Raw genomic sequence first — 15,232 nt, 5'->3', positions numbered from 1 at the left:
CTCCCCTACGCGGCCAGCGCGTCGGCGATCGCCGAGAGCGCGGCCGGGATCGCCGCGGTGTCTGCGCCGCCGCCCTGTGCCAGGTCGTCCTTGCCGCCGCCACGGCCGCCGAGCACGCCTGCGGCGGTCGAGACGAGCGCGCCCGCCTTGACGCCGGATTCCCGTGCGGCCTGGTTGGTCGCGACGAGAACGATCGGGCGGTCGGACACGGTGGCGGTGAGCGCCACGACGGCCGGGTCGCTGCCGAGCCGCTCGCGCACGCTCATGGCGAGCTGGCGCAGCTCGTCGCCGCCGCGCAGCGAGCCGGCGTCCTGCGCGACGAGGCGGACCGAGCCGACGCGGCTCGCCGTCTCGACGAGGGCGGGCACGCGCTCGAGCAGCTGCTTCGCCTCGAACTGGGCGATCTTCTTCTCGGCGGCCTTGAGGTTCGCGACGAGCTCGGAGATGCGCTCAGGCAGCTTCTCGCGCGGCGTCTTGAGGCTCGACGTGAGCTCGGCGACGATCGCCCGCTCAGCGGCGAGATCGCGGAACGCCTCGATGCCGACGAGCGACTCGACGCGGCGGTTGGTCGAACCGACCGATGACTCGCCGATCAGGTTGATCATGCCGATCTCGGAGCTGCCGGAGACGTGGGTGCCGCCGCAGAGCTCGCGGCTCCACGGGCCGCCGATCTCGACCATGCGCACCTGGTCGCCGTACTTCTCGCCGAACAGCGCCATGGCGCCGAGCGCCTTGGCGTCGGCGAGCGGCAGAACGCGGGTCGTGACCTGCAGGTTCTCGCGGATCGCGTTGTTCGAGATCTCTTCGAGCTCGCTGCGGGTCTCGGCCGAGAGCGGCTTGTTCCATGAGAAGTCGAGCCGCAGATAGCCGGCCTTGTTGTACGAGCCCGACTGGTGTGCGTTCGGCCCGAGCAGCTGGCGCAGCGCCGCGTGCACGATGTGGGTGCCGGAGTGCGCCTGGTTCGCACCACGGCGGTATTCCTGGTCGACCACGCTGGTCGCCTTCGCGCCGACCCCGACCTCGCCGACGGAGACCCGCACGGTGTGGCTGACAAGGCCGGCGACGGGGCGCTGCACATCGAGCACCTCGAGCTCGTAGCCCGGGCCGACGATCGTGCCCTGGTCGGCGTCCTGGCCGCCGGACTCGGCGTACAGCGAGGTCTCCTTGAGGATCACCTCGGCCGTCTCGCCCTCGCGGGCCCGGTCGACCGAGACGCCGTCGACGATGATGCCGAGCACCTCGGACTCCGTCGTGAAGTCGGTGTAGCCGGTGAACACGGTCTCGCCCAGGGTGCGGAACTGGCTGTAGACGGTGAGGTCGGCGATCTGCCCCTTCTTCGCCTTGGCGTCGGCCTTGGCGCGCTGGCGCTGCTCCTGCATGAGCGTGTCGAACGCCGCGCGGTCGACCTTGAGTCCCGCCTCGTCGGCGATCTCGAGCGTCAGATCGATCGGGAAGCCCCACGTGTCGTGTAGCAGGAACGCCGTGTCGCCCGAGAGCTGCGTCTTGCCGGCGGCCTTCGTGTCGGCCACCGCGGTGTCGAGGATGGTGGTGCCGCCCGCGAGCGTGCGCAGGAAGGTCTCCTCCTCGGCATACGCCGCGTGCGAGATGCGCGCGAAGTCGGTCTCGACCTCGGGGTAGGCGCCCTTCATGGCGTCGCGGCTCGCGGTGAACAGCTCGGGGAAGACGGCCGTGTCGACGCCCATCAGCCGCATCGCGCGCACGGTCCGGCGCAGCAGGCGGCGCAGGATGTAGCCGCGGCCGTCGTTGGACGGCGTGACCCCGTCGCCGATGAGCATGAGGGACGAGCGGACGTGGTCGGAGACCACGCGCAGCCGCACGTCGTCCTCGTGGTTCGCGCCGTAGCGCTTGCCCGCGATCTCGGCCGCCCGGTCGAGCACCGGGCGCACCTGGTCGATCTCGTAGAAGTTGCCGACGCCCTGCTTGATGAACGCGATGCGCTCGAGACCCGCACCCGTGTCGATGTTCTTCTGCGGCAGCTCGCCGACCACCGTGAAGTCGTACTTCGACTTCACGTCCTTGATCAGGTACTGCATGAACACGAGGTTCCAGATCTCGACGTAGCGGTCGTCGTCGGTCGCGGGGCCGCCGTCGACGCCGTAGGCCGGGCCGCGGTCGAAGAAGATCTCGGAGCAGGGGCCGGCGGGGCCGGGCTGGCCGGTCGACCAGTAGTTGGTGTCCTTGCCGAGGCGCTGGATGCGCGCCGGGGATGCCCCGACCTTCAGCCACTCGTTGTAGGCCTCGTCGTCCTCTTCGTAGACCGTGAACCACAGGTCCTTCTCGTCGAAGCCGAGGCCGCCCGCGCTCTCGGGCGTCAGCAGCAGATCCCAGGCATACCGGATCGCCTCGGCCTTGAAGTAGTCGCCGAACGACCAGTTGCCGAGCATCTGGAAGAAGGTGCCGTGCCGGGGCGTCTTGCCGACCTCTTCGATGTCGAGGGTGCGGATGCACTTCTGCACATCGGCGACGCGCGGGTAGGGCGCGGGCACGACGCCCGTGAGGTACGGCACCCAGGGCACCATGCCGGCGATCGTGAACAGCAGCGACGGGTCGTCGCTGATGAGCGAGGCGGACGGGACGATCGTGTGGTCGCGCTGCGCGAAGAAGTCGAGGAAGCGGCGGTGGATCTCAGAAGTGAGCATCGAGAGGGGGTTCTACCTGGGTGCGTTCGTGAATGTGCGGGCGGGGCGGTGCGGAATCGGGTTCAGTCCTCGGGCGAGCGCAGCTCGGCCTCGCGGGCGTGGTACCCGTCGGCCACGGCGGCGCCGAACTCGCGCGCCTTCGCGTCGAGGTCGTGGAAGAAGCGCTGCCCCTGCTCGGTGCGGTTGAACTGGTGGGCCGCGACGAATCCGAGGACGACGCCGAATGCAAGCGCGAGGAAGGTCTTCATGGTTCTGCTCCGTAGTCCGCGTGAGTTAAAGCCGAAGAGCGGATGCCGTACGGCATCCGCTCTCCAGACTATCGGTGCTGAATACCAGCGCTCTTAGCGAGCTGCGTAGTACTCGACGACCAGCTGGGTCTCGCACTGCACGGGGACCTCGGCGCGCTTCGGCTCGCGCACGAGGCGGGCCTGCAGCTTGTCGATCTCGACCTCGAGGTAGCCCGGGACCTTGGGCAGGACGTCGAGGTGGCCGCCGGCCGCCGCGACCTGGAAGGGCTCAGTGCCCTCGGACTTGGGCTTGACGTGGATGAGCTGGCCCGGCTTCACCTTGAACGACGGGCGGTCGACGATCTTGCCGTCGACGAGGATGTGGCGGTGCACGACGAACTGGCGGGCCTGCGCGGTGGTGCGGGCGAAGCCGGCACGAAGCACGAGCGCGTCGAGGCGGGTCTCGAGGGCCTCGACCAGGTTGTCACCGGTCATGCCGGCGCGACGGTGCGCGTCGTTGAACGCGATGCGGAGCTGCTTCTCGCCGAGGCCGTACTGGGCGCGCAGGCGCTGCTTCTCGCGCAGACGGACGGCGTAGTCGCTGTCGGCCTTGCGCTTGGTGCGGCCGTGCTCGCCGGGGGCGTAGGGGCGCTTCTCGAGGTAGCGCGCAGCCTTCGGGGTGAGCGGGATGCCGAGGGCGCGGGAGAGGCGGGTCTTGCTACGTGACTGGGAGGACACGTGTTTCCTTTCGATTCTGTGATCTCCGCTGAGGAGCGCGTGCTTCGAAGCGCACGTGAACCGCCTCTGTGTGAAGCGGTCATCGTCTAATGGGATCTGTCGCCTGAGCGACGTGCTGCGGGGCCGAATGGCTCCGAGACAACCTGACTAGATTACCAGACGTGCCCGAACCATTGCGCCGCGTCGCCGTGCTGGTGCTGGAGGGCGCGAAGCCGCTCGACGTCGGGATTCCCGCGCAGGTCTTCACCACCCGCGCCAGCATGCCCTACGAGGTGCGCGTGTGCGGTTCGGCGCCCGGGCTGGTCGCCGGGGGCGACGGACTCTCCTACCACGTGGCGCACGGCCTCGAGGCGCTCGAGTGGGCCGACATCGTCTTCGTGCCCGGCTATCGCTTCCCCGATCGGGAGGAGCCGCCGGCCCCGGCGGTCGCCGCTCTGCGGGCGGCGCACGGCCGCGGCGCGACGCTCGCCGCCATCTCCACCGGCGCGTTCGCCCTCGCCGCCACGGGGCTGCTCGACGGCAAGCGCGCCACGACGCACTGGCACTACACGAAGGCGCTCGCGGCGAGGCATCCGCTCGTCACGGTCGACGAGAACGTGCTCTTCGTCGACGAAGGCGACGTGCTGACGTCGGCGGGCGCGGCATCCGGCATCGATCTGTGCCTGCACATTCTGCGGCGCGAGCAGGGCGTCGCCGTGTCGAACCACGCGGCGCGCCGGCTCGTCGCCGCGCCGTATCGCAGCGGCGGCCAGGCGCAGTACGTTCCGCGCAGCGTGCCCGAGCCGCTCGGCGAGCGGTTCGCGGCGACGCGGGAGTGGGCGCTCGCGCGGCTCGGGGACCCGCTGACGCTCGACGCGCTCGCCCGGCATGCGGCGGTCTCGCCACGCACGTTCTCGCGCCGCTTCGTCGAGGACACCGGCTACACGCCGATGCAGTGGGTCATGCGAGCGCGCATCGATGTCGCTCGAGAGCTGCTCGAGCGTTCCGAGCAGAGCATCGAGCAGATCGCCGCCGGGGTCGGGCTCGGCACGGCCGCGAACCTGCGGCTGCACTTCCAGCGCATCCTCGGCACGACGCCGAGCGAGTACCGGCGCACGTTCGCGCGCGGCGAGTGAGTTTGGCGCGATTCTTGCGCACCTTGGCGTCCGCGCCTATGCCGCGGCCGCGCGTGCCGTTCGAGGGTGGATTCCGTAACGGAAAGGAACCACCCCATGACCCGCATCGCCATCAACGGATTCGGACGCATCGGCCGCAACGTGCTGCGCGCCCTGCTCGAGCGCGACTCGTCCCTCGAGGTCGTCGCCGTCAACGACCTGACCGAGCCCGCGGCCCTCGCCCGCCTGCTCGCGTTCGACTCCACCGCCGGGCGCCTCGGCCGCCCCGTTTCCGTGGACGGGGACACCCTCGTGGTCGACGGTCACCGCATCCGGGTCACCGCTGAGCGTGAGCCGGCGCAGCTGCCGTGGGCGGAACTCGGCGTCGACATCGTGCTCGAGTCGACCGGGCGCTTCACCTCGGCCGCCGCTGCGCGTGCGCACCTCGAGGCCGGCGCCGCGCGCGTGCTCGTGAGCGCCCCCTCCGACGGCGCCGACGTCACGCTCGCCTATGGCGTGAACACCTCGGCATATGACCCCGCCGCGCACACGATCATCTCGAACGCGTCGTGCACGACGAACGCCCTGGCGCCTCTGGCCGCGGTGCTCGACGAACTCGCGGGTATCGAGCACGGCTTCATGACCACCGTGCACGCCTACACGCAGGAGCAGAATCTGCAGGACGGCCCGCACCGCGATGCCCGCCGGGCGCGTGCCGCCGGCGTCAACATCGTTCCGACGACGACCGGTGCGGCGAAGGCGATCGGCCTGGTGCTCCCCCAGCTCGACGGCAAGCTCTCGGGCGACTCGATCCGCGTTCCCGTTCCTGTCGGCTCGATCGTCGAGCTCAACACCACGGTCGCCCGCGAGGTCACCCGCGACGAGGTGCTCGCCGCCTACCGCGCGGCGGCCGATGGGCCGCTCGCCGGCGTCCTCGAGTATTCGGAGGACGCGCTGGTCTCGTCCGACATCGTCGGCGATCCGGCATCCTCGATCTTCGACTCGGCCCTTACCCGCGTCGACGGGCGCAACGTCAAGGTCGTCGCCTGGTACGACAACGAGTGGGGATTCTCGAACCGCGTCGTCGACACGCTCGAGCTGCTCGCCCGCGACTGAGCGGGTTCAGCGCCGTCTGATGATGCGCTTCAGCTTCTCCCACCGGGTGGCGATGTCGCGCTCGTTGCCGTGGTCGGTCGGCCGATAGTACTCGGCGTTCTTCAGCGAGTCGGGCAGGTACTGCTGCGTGACCACGCCGAGCTCGTCGTCGTGCGGGTACACGTAGCCCTTGCCGTGCCCGAGCTTCTTCGCGCCCGCGTAGTGCGCGTCGCGGAGATGCTTGGGCACGCGGCCGGCCCTGCCCGCCCGCACGTCGGCGAGCGCCGCGTCGAGCGCCATGTAGCTCGCGTTCGACTTCGGCGCGGTGGCCAGGTGCACGGTGGCCTGCGCGAGCGGGATGCGCCCCTCGGGCATCCCGATGTATTGCACGGCATCGGCGGCAGCGACGGCGACGCCGAGCGCCGTCGGGTCGGCCATGCCGATGTCTTCAGAGGCCGAGACGATGAGCCGGCGGGCGATGAACCGGGGGTCCTCGCCCGCCTCGATCATGCGGGCGAGATAGTGCAGCGCCGCGTCGGCGTCTGAGCCCCGGATCGACTTGATGAATGCGCTGATGACGTCGTAGTGCTCGTCGCCCTGCCGGTCATAGCGCAGCAGCGCCCGGTCGACCGCGCGCGAGACCTTCTCGGCCGTGATCGTCGTCTGCTGCTCGCTGTCGGCGGTGATGGATGCCGCCTCGAGCGCGGTCAGCGCCCGGCGGGCATCGCCCGACGAGAGCTGAATGATCGCGGTACGCGCCTCGGCCTCGAGCTCGAAGCGGCCCCCCAGCCCGCGGGGATCGGCGACCGCGCGATCGATGAGCGTCGCCAGATCGTCTTCCGTGAGGGTCTCGAGAGTCAGCAGCAGCGAGCGCGAGAGCAGCGGCGAGATGACGGAGAACGACGGATTCTCGGTCGTGGCGGCCACGAGGATGACCCACCCGTTCTCGACGCCCGGCAGCAGCGCGTCCTGCTGGGCTTTGGTGAAGCGGTGGATCTCGTCAAGGAAGAGGACCGTCGAGATGCCGTAGAGGTCGCGGTTCGACAGCGCCTCGTCCATCACCTGGCGCACGTCCTTCACGCCGGCGGTCACGGCAGAGAGCTCGACGAAGCGGCGGCCGGACGAGTGCGCGATGACCTGGGCGAGGGTCGTCTTCCCTGTGCCGGGCGGACCCCAGAGGATCACCGAGACAGAACCGCGCTCGCCCGTCTTGTCGTTCGCGAGCGCGACGAGCGGTGAGCCGGGCGTGAGCAGGTGTCGCTGGCCGGCAACCTCGTCGAGGCTCTTCGGCCGCATGCGCACAGCGAGCGGAACCGCGCCGCTGCGCAGCCCCACCCGTGCATCAGTCATAGAACAAGCTTACGAGACTGCCCCGACATCGGCCGGTTCATGCATGGGAGGCCAAGCGGCCGCCCGTCCCCCATCTTGGCCGTTTGCCCCGCGATCTCGGCGCCGAAGGCGGCGACGCGCCTCGGGGGCACGGCGCGAGCTCGGGGCCGGCATCCATCGCCCGCATTGATTTCGACCCTCATAAGGCCACCCGATAAAGTGCGCGGGTGGCCCCCTCGAAGAACGACCGCGAAGCCCGCATCGCCCGCGAGCGTCTGCGTGCCTATCAGGCCAGGCAGACCGTTCACGAGACAGGCAGGAAGCGGCGCCGTCGCGACAACCTGATCGCCGGAATCGCGATCGTCGTCGTGGCGGCGGCCGCGATCGCGGCACAGCTGGCGTACTTCGGCGTCGGCCCCGGCAAGCCGGAGGCGAAGCCCACGTCGACGGCGACGGCCTCGCCCACCCCGACGCCGACCGCGACGGGCATCGCCCCCGACGAGTCCGTCGCTGAGAACCGCGACTGGACGGGGACTCTCACGCTCAACAAGAGCATTCCGCTCGGGGTCACCATCGACGGCAAAGCGGCGCCGCAGGCTGCCGCGGCCGTCATCAGCCTTGCGAAGACGAACTTCTACACCGGAACCGTGTGCCACCGCCTGACCACCGGCGCGACCTTCAAAGTGCTGCAGTGCGGCGGCGCGAAGACCGTCGCCGACGGGCCCACCGGCGGCCCCGGCTTCAGCTTCGGGCCGATCGAGAACGCCCCGGCGGTGACGACAGGGTCCAAGACCACGGACAACCCGTACGGCTCGGCGGAGTACAAGAAGGGCGTCATCGCGATGGCGCGCCAGGGCGACAACGCGAACAGCAACGGCAGCCAGTTCTTCCTCGTCTACGGCGATACGACCATCCCCAATGACTCGGCGGGCGGCTACACTGTGGTCGGCCAGGTCACGAGCGGGCTCGACAAGCTCATCTCGACGGTGACCGCCAAGGGCACCTCGGACGGCTCTCAGGACGGCGCCCCAAAGGTCGCCACCACCATCACCGGATTCACGCTCAAGTAGATCGTCACGCCCCGCGTGGGGTGCAATAGGCTGGCGAACGAGTGTCAGCATCGGCCTTCCCCTGGGCCGATCCATGAGCAAGGTGGAGCATCTTGTCCGATTCCGAACAGCAGCCCTGGGGCCGTGTGGCCGAGGACGGCACCGTCTACGTGCGCGAAGGCGATGGTGAGCGCGCCGTTGGCGAGTTCCCCGACGCAACGCCCGAAGAGGCGCTGGCCTATTACGAGCGCAAGTTCGCCGATCTCGCCGGTCAGGTGTCGATCCTCGAGCAGCGTGCGCGCCGCGGCGCACCTGCTGCCGACATCGCCAAGTCGGTCTCGACCCTCAAGGCGACCGTGGTCGGCGCGAGCGCCGTGGGCGACCTGGCCTCTCTGGCCGCACGACTCGACAAGCTGGGCGGCACCGTCTCCGAGCTCACCGAGCAGCAGAGCGCCGAGGCCAAGGCGGCGCTTGCCGACGCACTCGCTGTGCGCGAGCAGATCGTCGTCGAGGTCGAGGCCCTTGCCGCCGAGGACCCGGCCAAGACGCAGTGGAAGCGCACCAGCGCTCAGCTCGACGAGCTCTTCGCCCGGTGGCAGCAGCACCAGAAGGAGGGCCCGCGCCTTCCGAAGAACGAGGCCAACGAGCTCTGGAAGCGTTTCCGCGCTGCGCGATCGGTGATCGAGCGCAACCGCAAGGCGTTCTTCGCCGAGCTCGATGCCCAGCACCGCGATGCCCGCACCGCGAAGACGGCCCTGATCGAGCGCGCCGAGGCGCTGGTGCCGCGCGGCGTCGACGGCATTCCGCAGTACCGCGAGCTGCTCGACGAGTGGAAGCGCGCCGGTCGTGCCGGCAAGCGTGACGACGACGCGCTCTGGGCTCGCTTCAAGGCAGCCGGTGACGCGATCTACGCCGCCAAGGCGCAGGAGATCGCGGTCGAGAACGAGGAGTACTCGGCGAATCTCGATGCCAAGCTGGCGCTGCTCAGCGAGGCCGAGCCGCTGCTGAACGAGACCAACCGCGACGTCGCGAAGTCGAAGCTGACCGACATCCAGCGCCGGTGGGACGAGATCGGTCGCGTTCCCCGCGACCAGGTGCGCCCCATCGAAGACCGGCTGCGCCGCGTCGAGGCGGCTGTCCGCAAGCTCGACGAGGAGCACTGGCGCGCCAACAACCCCGAGAAGCAGGCACGCAGCGCCGGCCTGGCCGCTCAGCTCAACGAGGCGATCGAGCGGCTCGAAGCCGAGCTCGCCGAGGCTCAGGCGTCGGGTGACGCCAAGGCGATCGCCGACGCGCAAGAGGCCATCGACGCTCGCCGCGCCTGGCTCAACGCGCTGCGCTAGCCGCGACCGGCACGTTGTCCACAGGAAGGCCCGGGTTCGACCCGGGCCTTTCGCGTATCTGTGAGACTCGCAGCCATGCGCTTGTCCCCCGTGCTCACCCGACTCGATCTGCCCGTCGCCGAGCTGTCGGCGCTGCGGCTCGACGGTGACGCCTTCGCGCTCGACGAGGCGGTCATCGCGGTCGACGAGCCCGAGCTCGCGGTGAATCGCGCCGCCGCACTCGCGGGCGTGTTCACGCCGCGCATGGTCGCCGAGCTCGACACCGCGCTCTGGGTTTACGGATGCCTCGACCGGCCGCCCGCCGTCCACACCGGTGCCGTCCGCCGCGACGCCCGGCGGCGCCTGCTGTCAACACTGCGGGTGACCCTGCGAGAGACCGCGGTGACCGACGACGAGATCACTGAGCTCGCGGGCATCCGCGTCACGTCCCGCCCGCGCACTGCCGTCGATGTCGCCCTGCTCGACGACGTCTCGCCCGAGCGCGAAGACGCGGTGCGGGAACTGCTGCGCGCTCCCGTCATCGCTGCGGAGGCGTTGACGATCGCACTCCAGCTCGGCCACACCCCGGGCAAGCTGCGGGCCGTGGACCGCCTCAGACAGTGGTGCGTCAGCCGGCGCTGACGCGGTAGACGTCGTACACGGCGTCGATGCGCCGCACGGCGTTGAGCACGCGATCGAGGTGCGTGGTGTCGCCCATCTCGAACACGTAGCGCGAGAGCGCGAGCCGGTTCTGCGAGGTCGACACCGTGGCGGACAGGATGTTGACGTGGTGCTCCGAGAGCACCCGCGTGATGTCCGACAGGAGCCCGGAGCGATCGAGCGCCTCGACCTGGATCTGCACCAGGAAGATGCCCTTGTTCTCTTCGGCCCACTCGACCTCGATCATGCGCTCGGGCTGATCCATCAGGCTCTTCACGTTCTGACAGCTCGCCTGGTGCACCGAGACGCCTGCACCTCGGGTGATGAAGCCGACGATCTCATCGCCGGGAACCGGCGTGCAGCACTTGGCGAGCTTGACCAGGATGTCGGGCGCGCCGCGCACCAGTACGCCCGAGTCGCTCGAGCTGCGCGGCCGACGCCCTCGAACCGCCTGCGTGACCTCGGTCGACGGGCTCTCGGTCTCGCTCTCGCCCTGCAGTCCGGCGACGAGCTTCTCGAGCACCGACTGCGTCGACACGTGCCCCTCGCCGACCGCCGCGAACAGCGCCTCGACCCCGTCGAGGTGCAGCGTGTTCGCCACCTCGGTGAGCGACTCGGGGCTCATCAGGCGCGTCAGCGGCATGTTCTGCTTCCGCATGGCACGCGCGATCGCGTCCTTGCCCTGCTCGATCGCCTCGTCGCGGCGCTCCTTGGTGAACCACTGGCGGATCTTGCTGCGTGCGCGCGGGCTCTTGACGAAGTTGAGCCAGTCCTGGCTGGGGCCCGCGTCGGGGTTCTTCGAGGTGAACACCTCGACCACGTCGCCCGTCGACAGGCCCGAGTCGAGCGGCACCAGTCGGCCGTTGACCTTCGCGCCCATCGTGCGGTGCCCGACCTCGGTGTGCACGGCGTAGGCGAAGTCGACCGGGGTCGCCCCCTGCGGCAGCCCGATGACCTTGCCCTTCGGCGTGAAGACGTAGACCTCTTTCGCACCGATCTCGTACCGCAGCGAGTCGAGGAACTCGCTCGGGTCCTCGGTCTCGGCCTGCCAGTCGGTGATGTGCGCGAGCCAGGTGAGGTCGGCGTCGACGTTCGTCTTGTCGTCCTTGCCGGCGACCCGCTCCTTGTACTTGAAGTGCGCGGCGACGCCGTACTCCGCGCGCTGATGCATCTCCTCCGTGCGGATCTGGATCTCGACAGCGCGGCCGCCCGGCCCGATGACGGTGGTGTGCAGCGACTGGTACAGGTTGTACTTGGGTGTCGCGATGTAGTCCTTGAAGCGCCCCGGCATCGGCGTCCACCTGGCGTGGATCTGCCCGAGCACGGCATAGCAGTCGCGCACCGTGTTCACGAGCACACGGATGCCGACGAGGTCGTAGATCTCGTCGAACTCGCGCCCGCGCACGACCATCTTCTGGTAGATCGAGTAGTACTGCTTCGGCCTGCCGACGACCTTCCCGCGGATGCGGGCGGAGCGCAGATCGTCGTCGATCGCCGCGATCACCTGCTGCACGACGCGCTCGCGCTCGGGCGAGCGCTGCTTCACGAGGTTCTCGATCTCGACGTAGAGCTTCGGCTGCAGCACGGCGAAGCTCAAGTCTTCGAGTTCGGACTTGATCGTCTGGATGCCGAGGCGGTGCGCGAGCGGCGCGTAGATCTCGAGGGTCTCCTTCGCCTTCCGCTCGGCGTTCGCGGTCGGCATGAAGCCCCACGTGCGCGCGTTGTGCAGGCGGTCGGCGAGTTTGATGACGAGCACGCGGATGTCTTTGGACATCGCGATGATCATCTTCCGCACCGTCTCGGCCTGCGCGCTGTCGCCGTACTTCACCTTGTCGAGCTTGGTGACCCCGTCGACGAGCATCGCGATCTCGGTGCCGAAGTCGGCCGTGAGCTGGTCGAGGCCGTAGTCGGTGTCCTCGACGGTGTCGTGCAGCAGCGCGGCGGCGATCGTCTTCGAGCCGATGCCGAGGTCCGCGAGGATCTGCGCGACGGCGAGGGGATGCGTGATGTACGGCTCGCCGCTGCGCCGGGTCTGCCCCGCGTGCGCCTTCTCGGCCGTGGCATACGCCCGCTCGATCAGTGCGATGTCGGCCCTCGGGTGGTGCTGGCGGACCGTGCGCAGCAGGGTGTCGAGCGCGCCGTTCTGAACCGACCGGGAGAACAGCCGGGGAACCAGGCGGCGCAGTGAGGCGGTCTGATTGTTGCTCGTCGTCGTATCGACCATCAGCACCGCCTCCTTACGACCATTATCGCGTGACGGCCACGTTCTCTGCCTCGACCGGCGCCTTCGACCGCGCGGCCAGCACCCGTCGGGTGTGCTTCGTGATCGCGGGTTCGCCGTCACGCAGCCACGAATACAGCGGCGCTGCGACGAACACGGTCGAGTACGTGCCGATCAGAATGCCGACGAAGAGGGCGAGCGAGATGTCCTCGAGGGTCGTCGCGTTCAGGATGAACCCGCCGATGAACAGGATGCCGGCGACCGGCAGCGCGGCGATGACCGCGGTGTTGATCGACCGCACGAGGGTCTGGTTCACCGCGAGGTTCACCGACTCTCCGAAGGTGCGGGTGAGCTTCTCGGCTCCCTCTGTGGTGTTCTCGCGCACCTTGTCGAAGACGACGACCGTGTCATACAGCGAGTAGCCGAGGATCGTCAGGAATCCGATCACCGTCGCCGGCGTGATCTCGAAGCCGCTCAGCGCATAGACGCCGGCGGTGAAGATCAGGTCATGGAACAGGGTGATGATCGCCGACAGCGACATCTTCCAGGTGCGGAAGTACAGCGCCATGCCGATGAAGGCGAGCGCGAGGAAGACGCCGAGGCCCTCGAGCGCCTTCCGCGAGACGTCCTGGCCCCACGCCGGGCCGATGAACGACGAGGTAATCTCATCGGCGCTCACGCCGTAGGCGTCGGCGAGGTTGTTGGTCACCTGCTTGGTCTGGCCGGTCGTGAGCTGATCGGTCGTGACGCGGATGCCGGTGCGGTTGACCACCGACACCTGCACGACGGCGCCCGGCTCGACCTCGTGCACGGCCTGCGTGGCGACGGTCTGGTCGGTCGTGTGCGCGTCGGCGATCTGGAACTGCGAGCCGCCGCGGAAGTCGATGCCCCAGTTGAACCCCCGCACGACCGGAATCAGGATGCACAGGATCATCAGCACGGCGGAGATGCCGAGCCACAGCTTGCGCCGCTGAACGAACTGGATCGAGCGCGCGCCCGTGAAGAGGTCGTTGCCGAACCGCTGGAATGGCGAGGGCATCAGTCGTCCTTTCCGTTACGACGGGTGCCGGCGGCCGCGAGCTCGGCGGCCTTCCGCTCGGCGATAGTCTGGCGTTTGGCGGCCTCGCGACTGCTCGAGGCCAGCTTGGCGGCCCCGACGGTCGTGGCGGGTCGGAACTGGCCTGCACCACGGTAGACGGCGCCGAGCGCGGTCGGGTCCAGGCCGGAGAGCTTGTGGCCGGAGGCGAAGAACTCGGTGCGGGCGAACAGCTGCATCACCGGGTGCGTGAACATCACGACGATGATGACGTCGAGGATCGTGGTGAGGCCAAGCGTGAAGGCGAAGCCCTGCACGTCGCCGACGGCGAAGATGTACAGCACGACAGCCGAGAGCATGTTCGTGCTCTTCGCCGCGTAGACCGTGCGACGGGCACGCTTCCAGCCGGCCTCGACGGCCGACTCGAGCCCGCGGCCCTCGCGCAGCTCGTCGCGTATTCGCTCGAAGTAGACGATGAACGAGTCGGCGGTGAAGCCGATCGCGACGATCAGACCGGCGACTCCCGCGAGCGAGAGGCGGTATCCCATCTGCCACGACAGCAGAGCGATCGTGAGGTAGCTCAGGGCCGCCGCGATGACGAGCGACATGATCGTCACGAAGCCGAGCGTGCGGTACTGCACGAGCGTGTAGATGAACACGAGCAACAGGCCGATCGCGCCCGCGATCATGCCTGAGAGCAGCTGGGTTGAGCCGAGCGTCGCCGAGATCGTGTTGGAGCTCTGCACCTTGAAGCTCACCGGCAGTGCGCCGAACTTGAGCTGGTTGGCGAGCGTCTGTGCGCTCTCCTGGGTGAAGTTGCCCGTGATCTGCGACGTGTTGCCGGTGATCACGCCCTGCATCTGCGGCGCCTCGAGCACACGCCCGTCGAGCACGAAGGCGAACTGCGAGCGCGGGTCGCTCGTTCCGGCGCTCTGCGCGGCGGCGTAGTAGCCGTTCAGGCGCTGGCTCACCTTGTCGAAGGCCTTTGCACCGCGCGAGTTGAACGTCAGGTTGACGCCCCACTGGCCCGTGTTCACGCCCTGCTGGCTCGAGATCGTGCCGGCCGTGGCGTTCGTGATGTCGCTGCCCTCGACCTCGACCGGGCCGAGCAGGTACTTCGTCTGCCCGGCGTCGTCGCACGTCACGAGGGGCTCGTCCGCCGGCGCGACGTTCGTCGTGGCGGTCTTGAGGCTGGCGCAGTCGAACGCGTTGTACTTGGCCTGCAGGTACGGAGTGACCCAGCTCTCGTCAGAGGCATCGGTCGGCTTGGCCGTCGGGGTGTTCGCGAGGGTCGGTGCGGGCGTGGGGTACGGGGTCGACTTCCCGTCCTGGCCGGTGAACGACGTCGTCGCGGGGCTCTGCGCGAGCAGCACGGGCCGCAGCTCCATCTTCGACGAGGCCTCGATGCGCTGCTTCGTCGCGTCGTCGAGGCGGCCCGGGACGTCGACGACGATGTTGGTGTTGCCCTGGGTCGAGACCGTCGCCTCTGAGACGCCGGAGGCGTTCACGCGCTGGCGGATGATCGAGACCGCCTGGTCGAGCTCGTCGCTCGTGATCTGATGGCCGCCCTCGAGCGCCGGGGTCAGGATGACCTCGGTTCCGCCCTGCAGGTCGAGGCCGAGCTTGGGCGCGACGGTCGCGCTCCCCCACAGCACGCCGCTCGTGAGGGCGGCGGCGAGGGCGACGATCAGGACGCCCAGCCAGATCAGGGAGCGGGAGGCGTGCCGAACAGGTGACGTCTTGGCCACAGGCGGTACTCAGCTTTCTTCCGCGGGCGGTGGGGAGCGCCCGGCGGCTACGG

General features: G+C 69.1%; 12 protein-coding genes. 5 read left to right on the top strand and 7 right to left on the bottom strand.

The genetic code is table 11. The annotated features are described in order from the left end of the window. Positions 1–5: 5 nt before the first annotated feature. The 3 genes from alaS to rpsD all read right to left on the bottom strand — a co-directional run bounded on the left by alaS (position 6) and on the right by rpsD (position 3,625). Positions 6–2,660: an alanine--tRNA ligase gene (alaS, locus tag ABD716_RS13705; protein WP_344777802.1), complete on the bottom strand. Its 2,655-nt coding sequence runs from the start codon at positions 2,658–2,660 to the stop codon at positions 6–8. Positions 2,661–2,722: 62 nt separating this feature from the next. After that, positions 2,723–2,908 (bottom strand): hypothetical protein, encoded by a 186-nt coding sequence (locus ABD716_RS13700; protein ID WP_344777800.1) that lies wholly within the window; start codon positions 2,906–2,908, stop codon positions 2,723–2,725. 93 nt (positions 2,909–3,001) lie between these two features. After that, entirely contained in the window at positions 3,002–3,625 is a 624-nt protein-coding gene (gene rpsD, locus ABD716_RS13695; RefSeq protein WP_344777798.1) for a 30S ribosomal protein S4, read from the bottom strand. A gap of 161 nt (positions 3,626–3,786) precedes the next feature. Here rpsD and ABD716_RS13690 point away from each other — a divergent pair, with 161 nt between their 5' ends. Beyond that, positions 3,787–4,740, top strand: coding sequence for a GlxA family transcriptional regulator (locus tag ABD716_RS13690; protein WP_344777796.1), 954 nt, complete (start codon positions 3,787–3,789; stop codon positions 4,738–4,740). Between the two features lie 96 nt (positions 4,741–4,836). After that, positions 4,837–5,835 (top strand): type I glyceraldehyde-3-phosphate dehydrogenase, encoded by a 999-nt coding sequence (gap, locus tag ABD716_RS13685; protein ID WP_344777794.1) that lies wholly within the window; start codon positions 4,837–4,839, stop codon positions 5,833–5,835. Between the two features lie 6 nt (positions 5,836–5,841). Here gap and ABD716_RS13680 read toward each other — a convergent pair whose 3' ends face one another. Further along, the gene (locus tag ABD716_RS13680; RefSeq protein WP_344777792.1) at positions 5,842–7,164 is read right to left on the bottom strand and encodes a replication-associated recombination protein A; all 1,323 of its coding nucleotides are present in this window, start codon (positions 7,162–7,164) and stop codon (positions 5,842–5,844) included. A 206-nt stretch (positions 7,165–7,370) separates the two neighbouring features. Here ABD716_RS13680 and ABD716_RS13675 point away from each other — a divergent pair, with 206 nt between their 5' ends. The 3 genes from ABD716_RS13675 to ABD716_RS13665 all read left to right on the top strand — a co-directional run bounded on the left by ABD716_RS13675 (position 7,371) and on the right by ABD716_RS13665 (position 10,156). Beyond that, complete coding sequence (locus tag ABD716_RS13675; RefSeq protein ID WP_344777790.1) at positions 7,371–8,213, top strand: peptidylprolyl isomerase; 843 nt, start codon at positions 7,371–7,373, stop codon at positions 8,211–8,213. A gap of 92 nt (positions 8,214–8,305) precedes the next feature. Continuing rightward, positions 8,306–9,535 (top strand): DUF349 domain-containing protein, encoded by a 1,230-nt coding sequence (locus tag ABD716_RS13670; protein WP_344777788.1) that lies wholly within the window; start codon positions 8,306–8,308, stop codon positions 9,533–9,535. Between the two features lie 75 nt (positions 9,536–9,610). Next, positions 9,611–10,156, top strand: a complete 546-nt coding sequence (locus ABD716_RS13665) for a hypothetical protein (RefSeq protein WP_344777786.1) — start codon at positions 9,611–9,613, stop codon at positions 10,154–10,156. Here ABD716_RS13665 and ABD716_RS13660 read toward each other — a convergent pair. The 3 genes from ABD716_RS13660 to secD are packed head-to-tail and all read right to left on the bottom strand — an operon-like array spanning position 10,143 to position 15,179. Beyond that, on the bottom strand, positions 10,143–12,398 hold the full coding sequence (locus tag ABD716_RS13660; protein ID WP_344777784.1) for a RelA/SpoT family protein: 2,256 nt from the start codon (positions 12,396–12,398) through the stop codon (positions 10,143–10,145). The genes ABD716_RS13665 and ABD716_RS13660 overlap by 14 nt on opposite strands. Before the next feature lie 22 nt (positions 12,399–12,420). Then, entirely contained in the window at positions 12,421–13,434 is a 1,014-nt protein-coding gene (gene secF, locus ABD716_RS13655; RefSeq protein WP_344777782.1) for a protein translocase subunit SecF, read from the bottom strand. Then, positions 13,434–15,179 carry a protein translocase subunit SecD gene (secD, locus tag ABD716_RS13650; RefSeq protein WP_344777780.1) on the bottom strand — a complete coding sequence of 582 codons (1,746 nt, stop codon included), beginning with the start codon at positions 15,177–15,179 and terminating at the stop codon, positions 13,434–13,436. The genes secF and secD overlap by 1 nt, the downstream gene beginning before the upstream one ends. Positions 15,180–15,232 lie beyond the last annotated feature (53 nt).

The organism is Gryllotalpicola kribbensis, assembly GCF_039538245.1.
GTDB classification, from domain to species: domain Bacteria; phylum Actinomycetota; class Actinomycetes; order Actinomycetales; family Microbacteriaceae; genus Gryllotalpicola; species Gryllotalpicola kribbensis.
Note: the sequence above shows the minus strand (reverse complement) of the source record. Positions and strands in the feature narration are given on the sequence as shown.

Excerpts from the sequence above, each read along its gene's own strand:
- secF (WP_344777782.1), bottom strand. The coding sequence starts at position 13,434 with ATGCCCTCGCCATTCCAGCGGTTCGGCAACGACCTCTTCACGGGCGCG.
- ABD716_RS13665 (WP_344777786.1), top strand. The coding sequence starts at position 9,611 with ATGCGCTTGTCCCCCGTGCTCACCCGACTCGATCTGCCCGTCGCCGAG.
- gap (WP_344777794.1), top strand. The coding sequence starts at position 4,837 with ATGACCCGCATCGCCATCAACGGATTCGGACGCATCGGCCGCAACGTG.
- alaS (WP_344777802.1), bottom strand. The coding sequence starts at position 2,660 with ATGCTCACTTCTGAGATCCACCGCCGCTTCCTCGACTTCTTCGCGCAG.
- ABD716_RS13660 (WP_344777784.1), bottom strand. The coding sequence starts at position 12,398 with ATGGTCGATACGACGACGAGCAACAATCAGACCGCCTCACTGCGCCGC.
- ABD716_RS13680 (WP_344777792.1), bottom strand. The coding sequence starts at position 7,164 with ATGACTGATGCACGGGTGGGGCTGCGCAGCGGCGCGGTTCCGCTCGCT.
- ABD716_RS13700 (WP_344777800.1), bottom strand. The coding sequence starts at position 2,908 with ATGAAGACCTTCCTCGCGCTTGCATTCGGCGTCGTCCTCGGATTCGTC.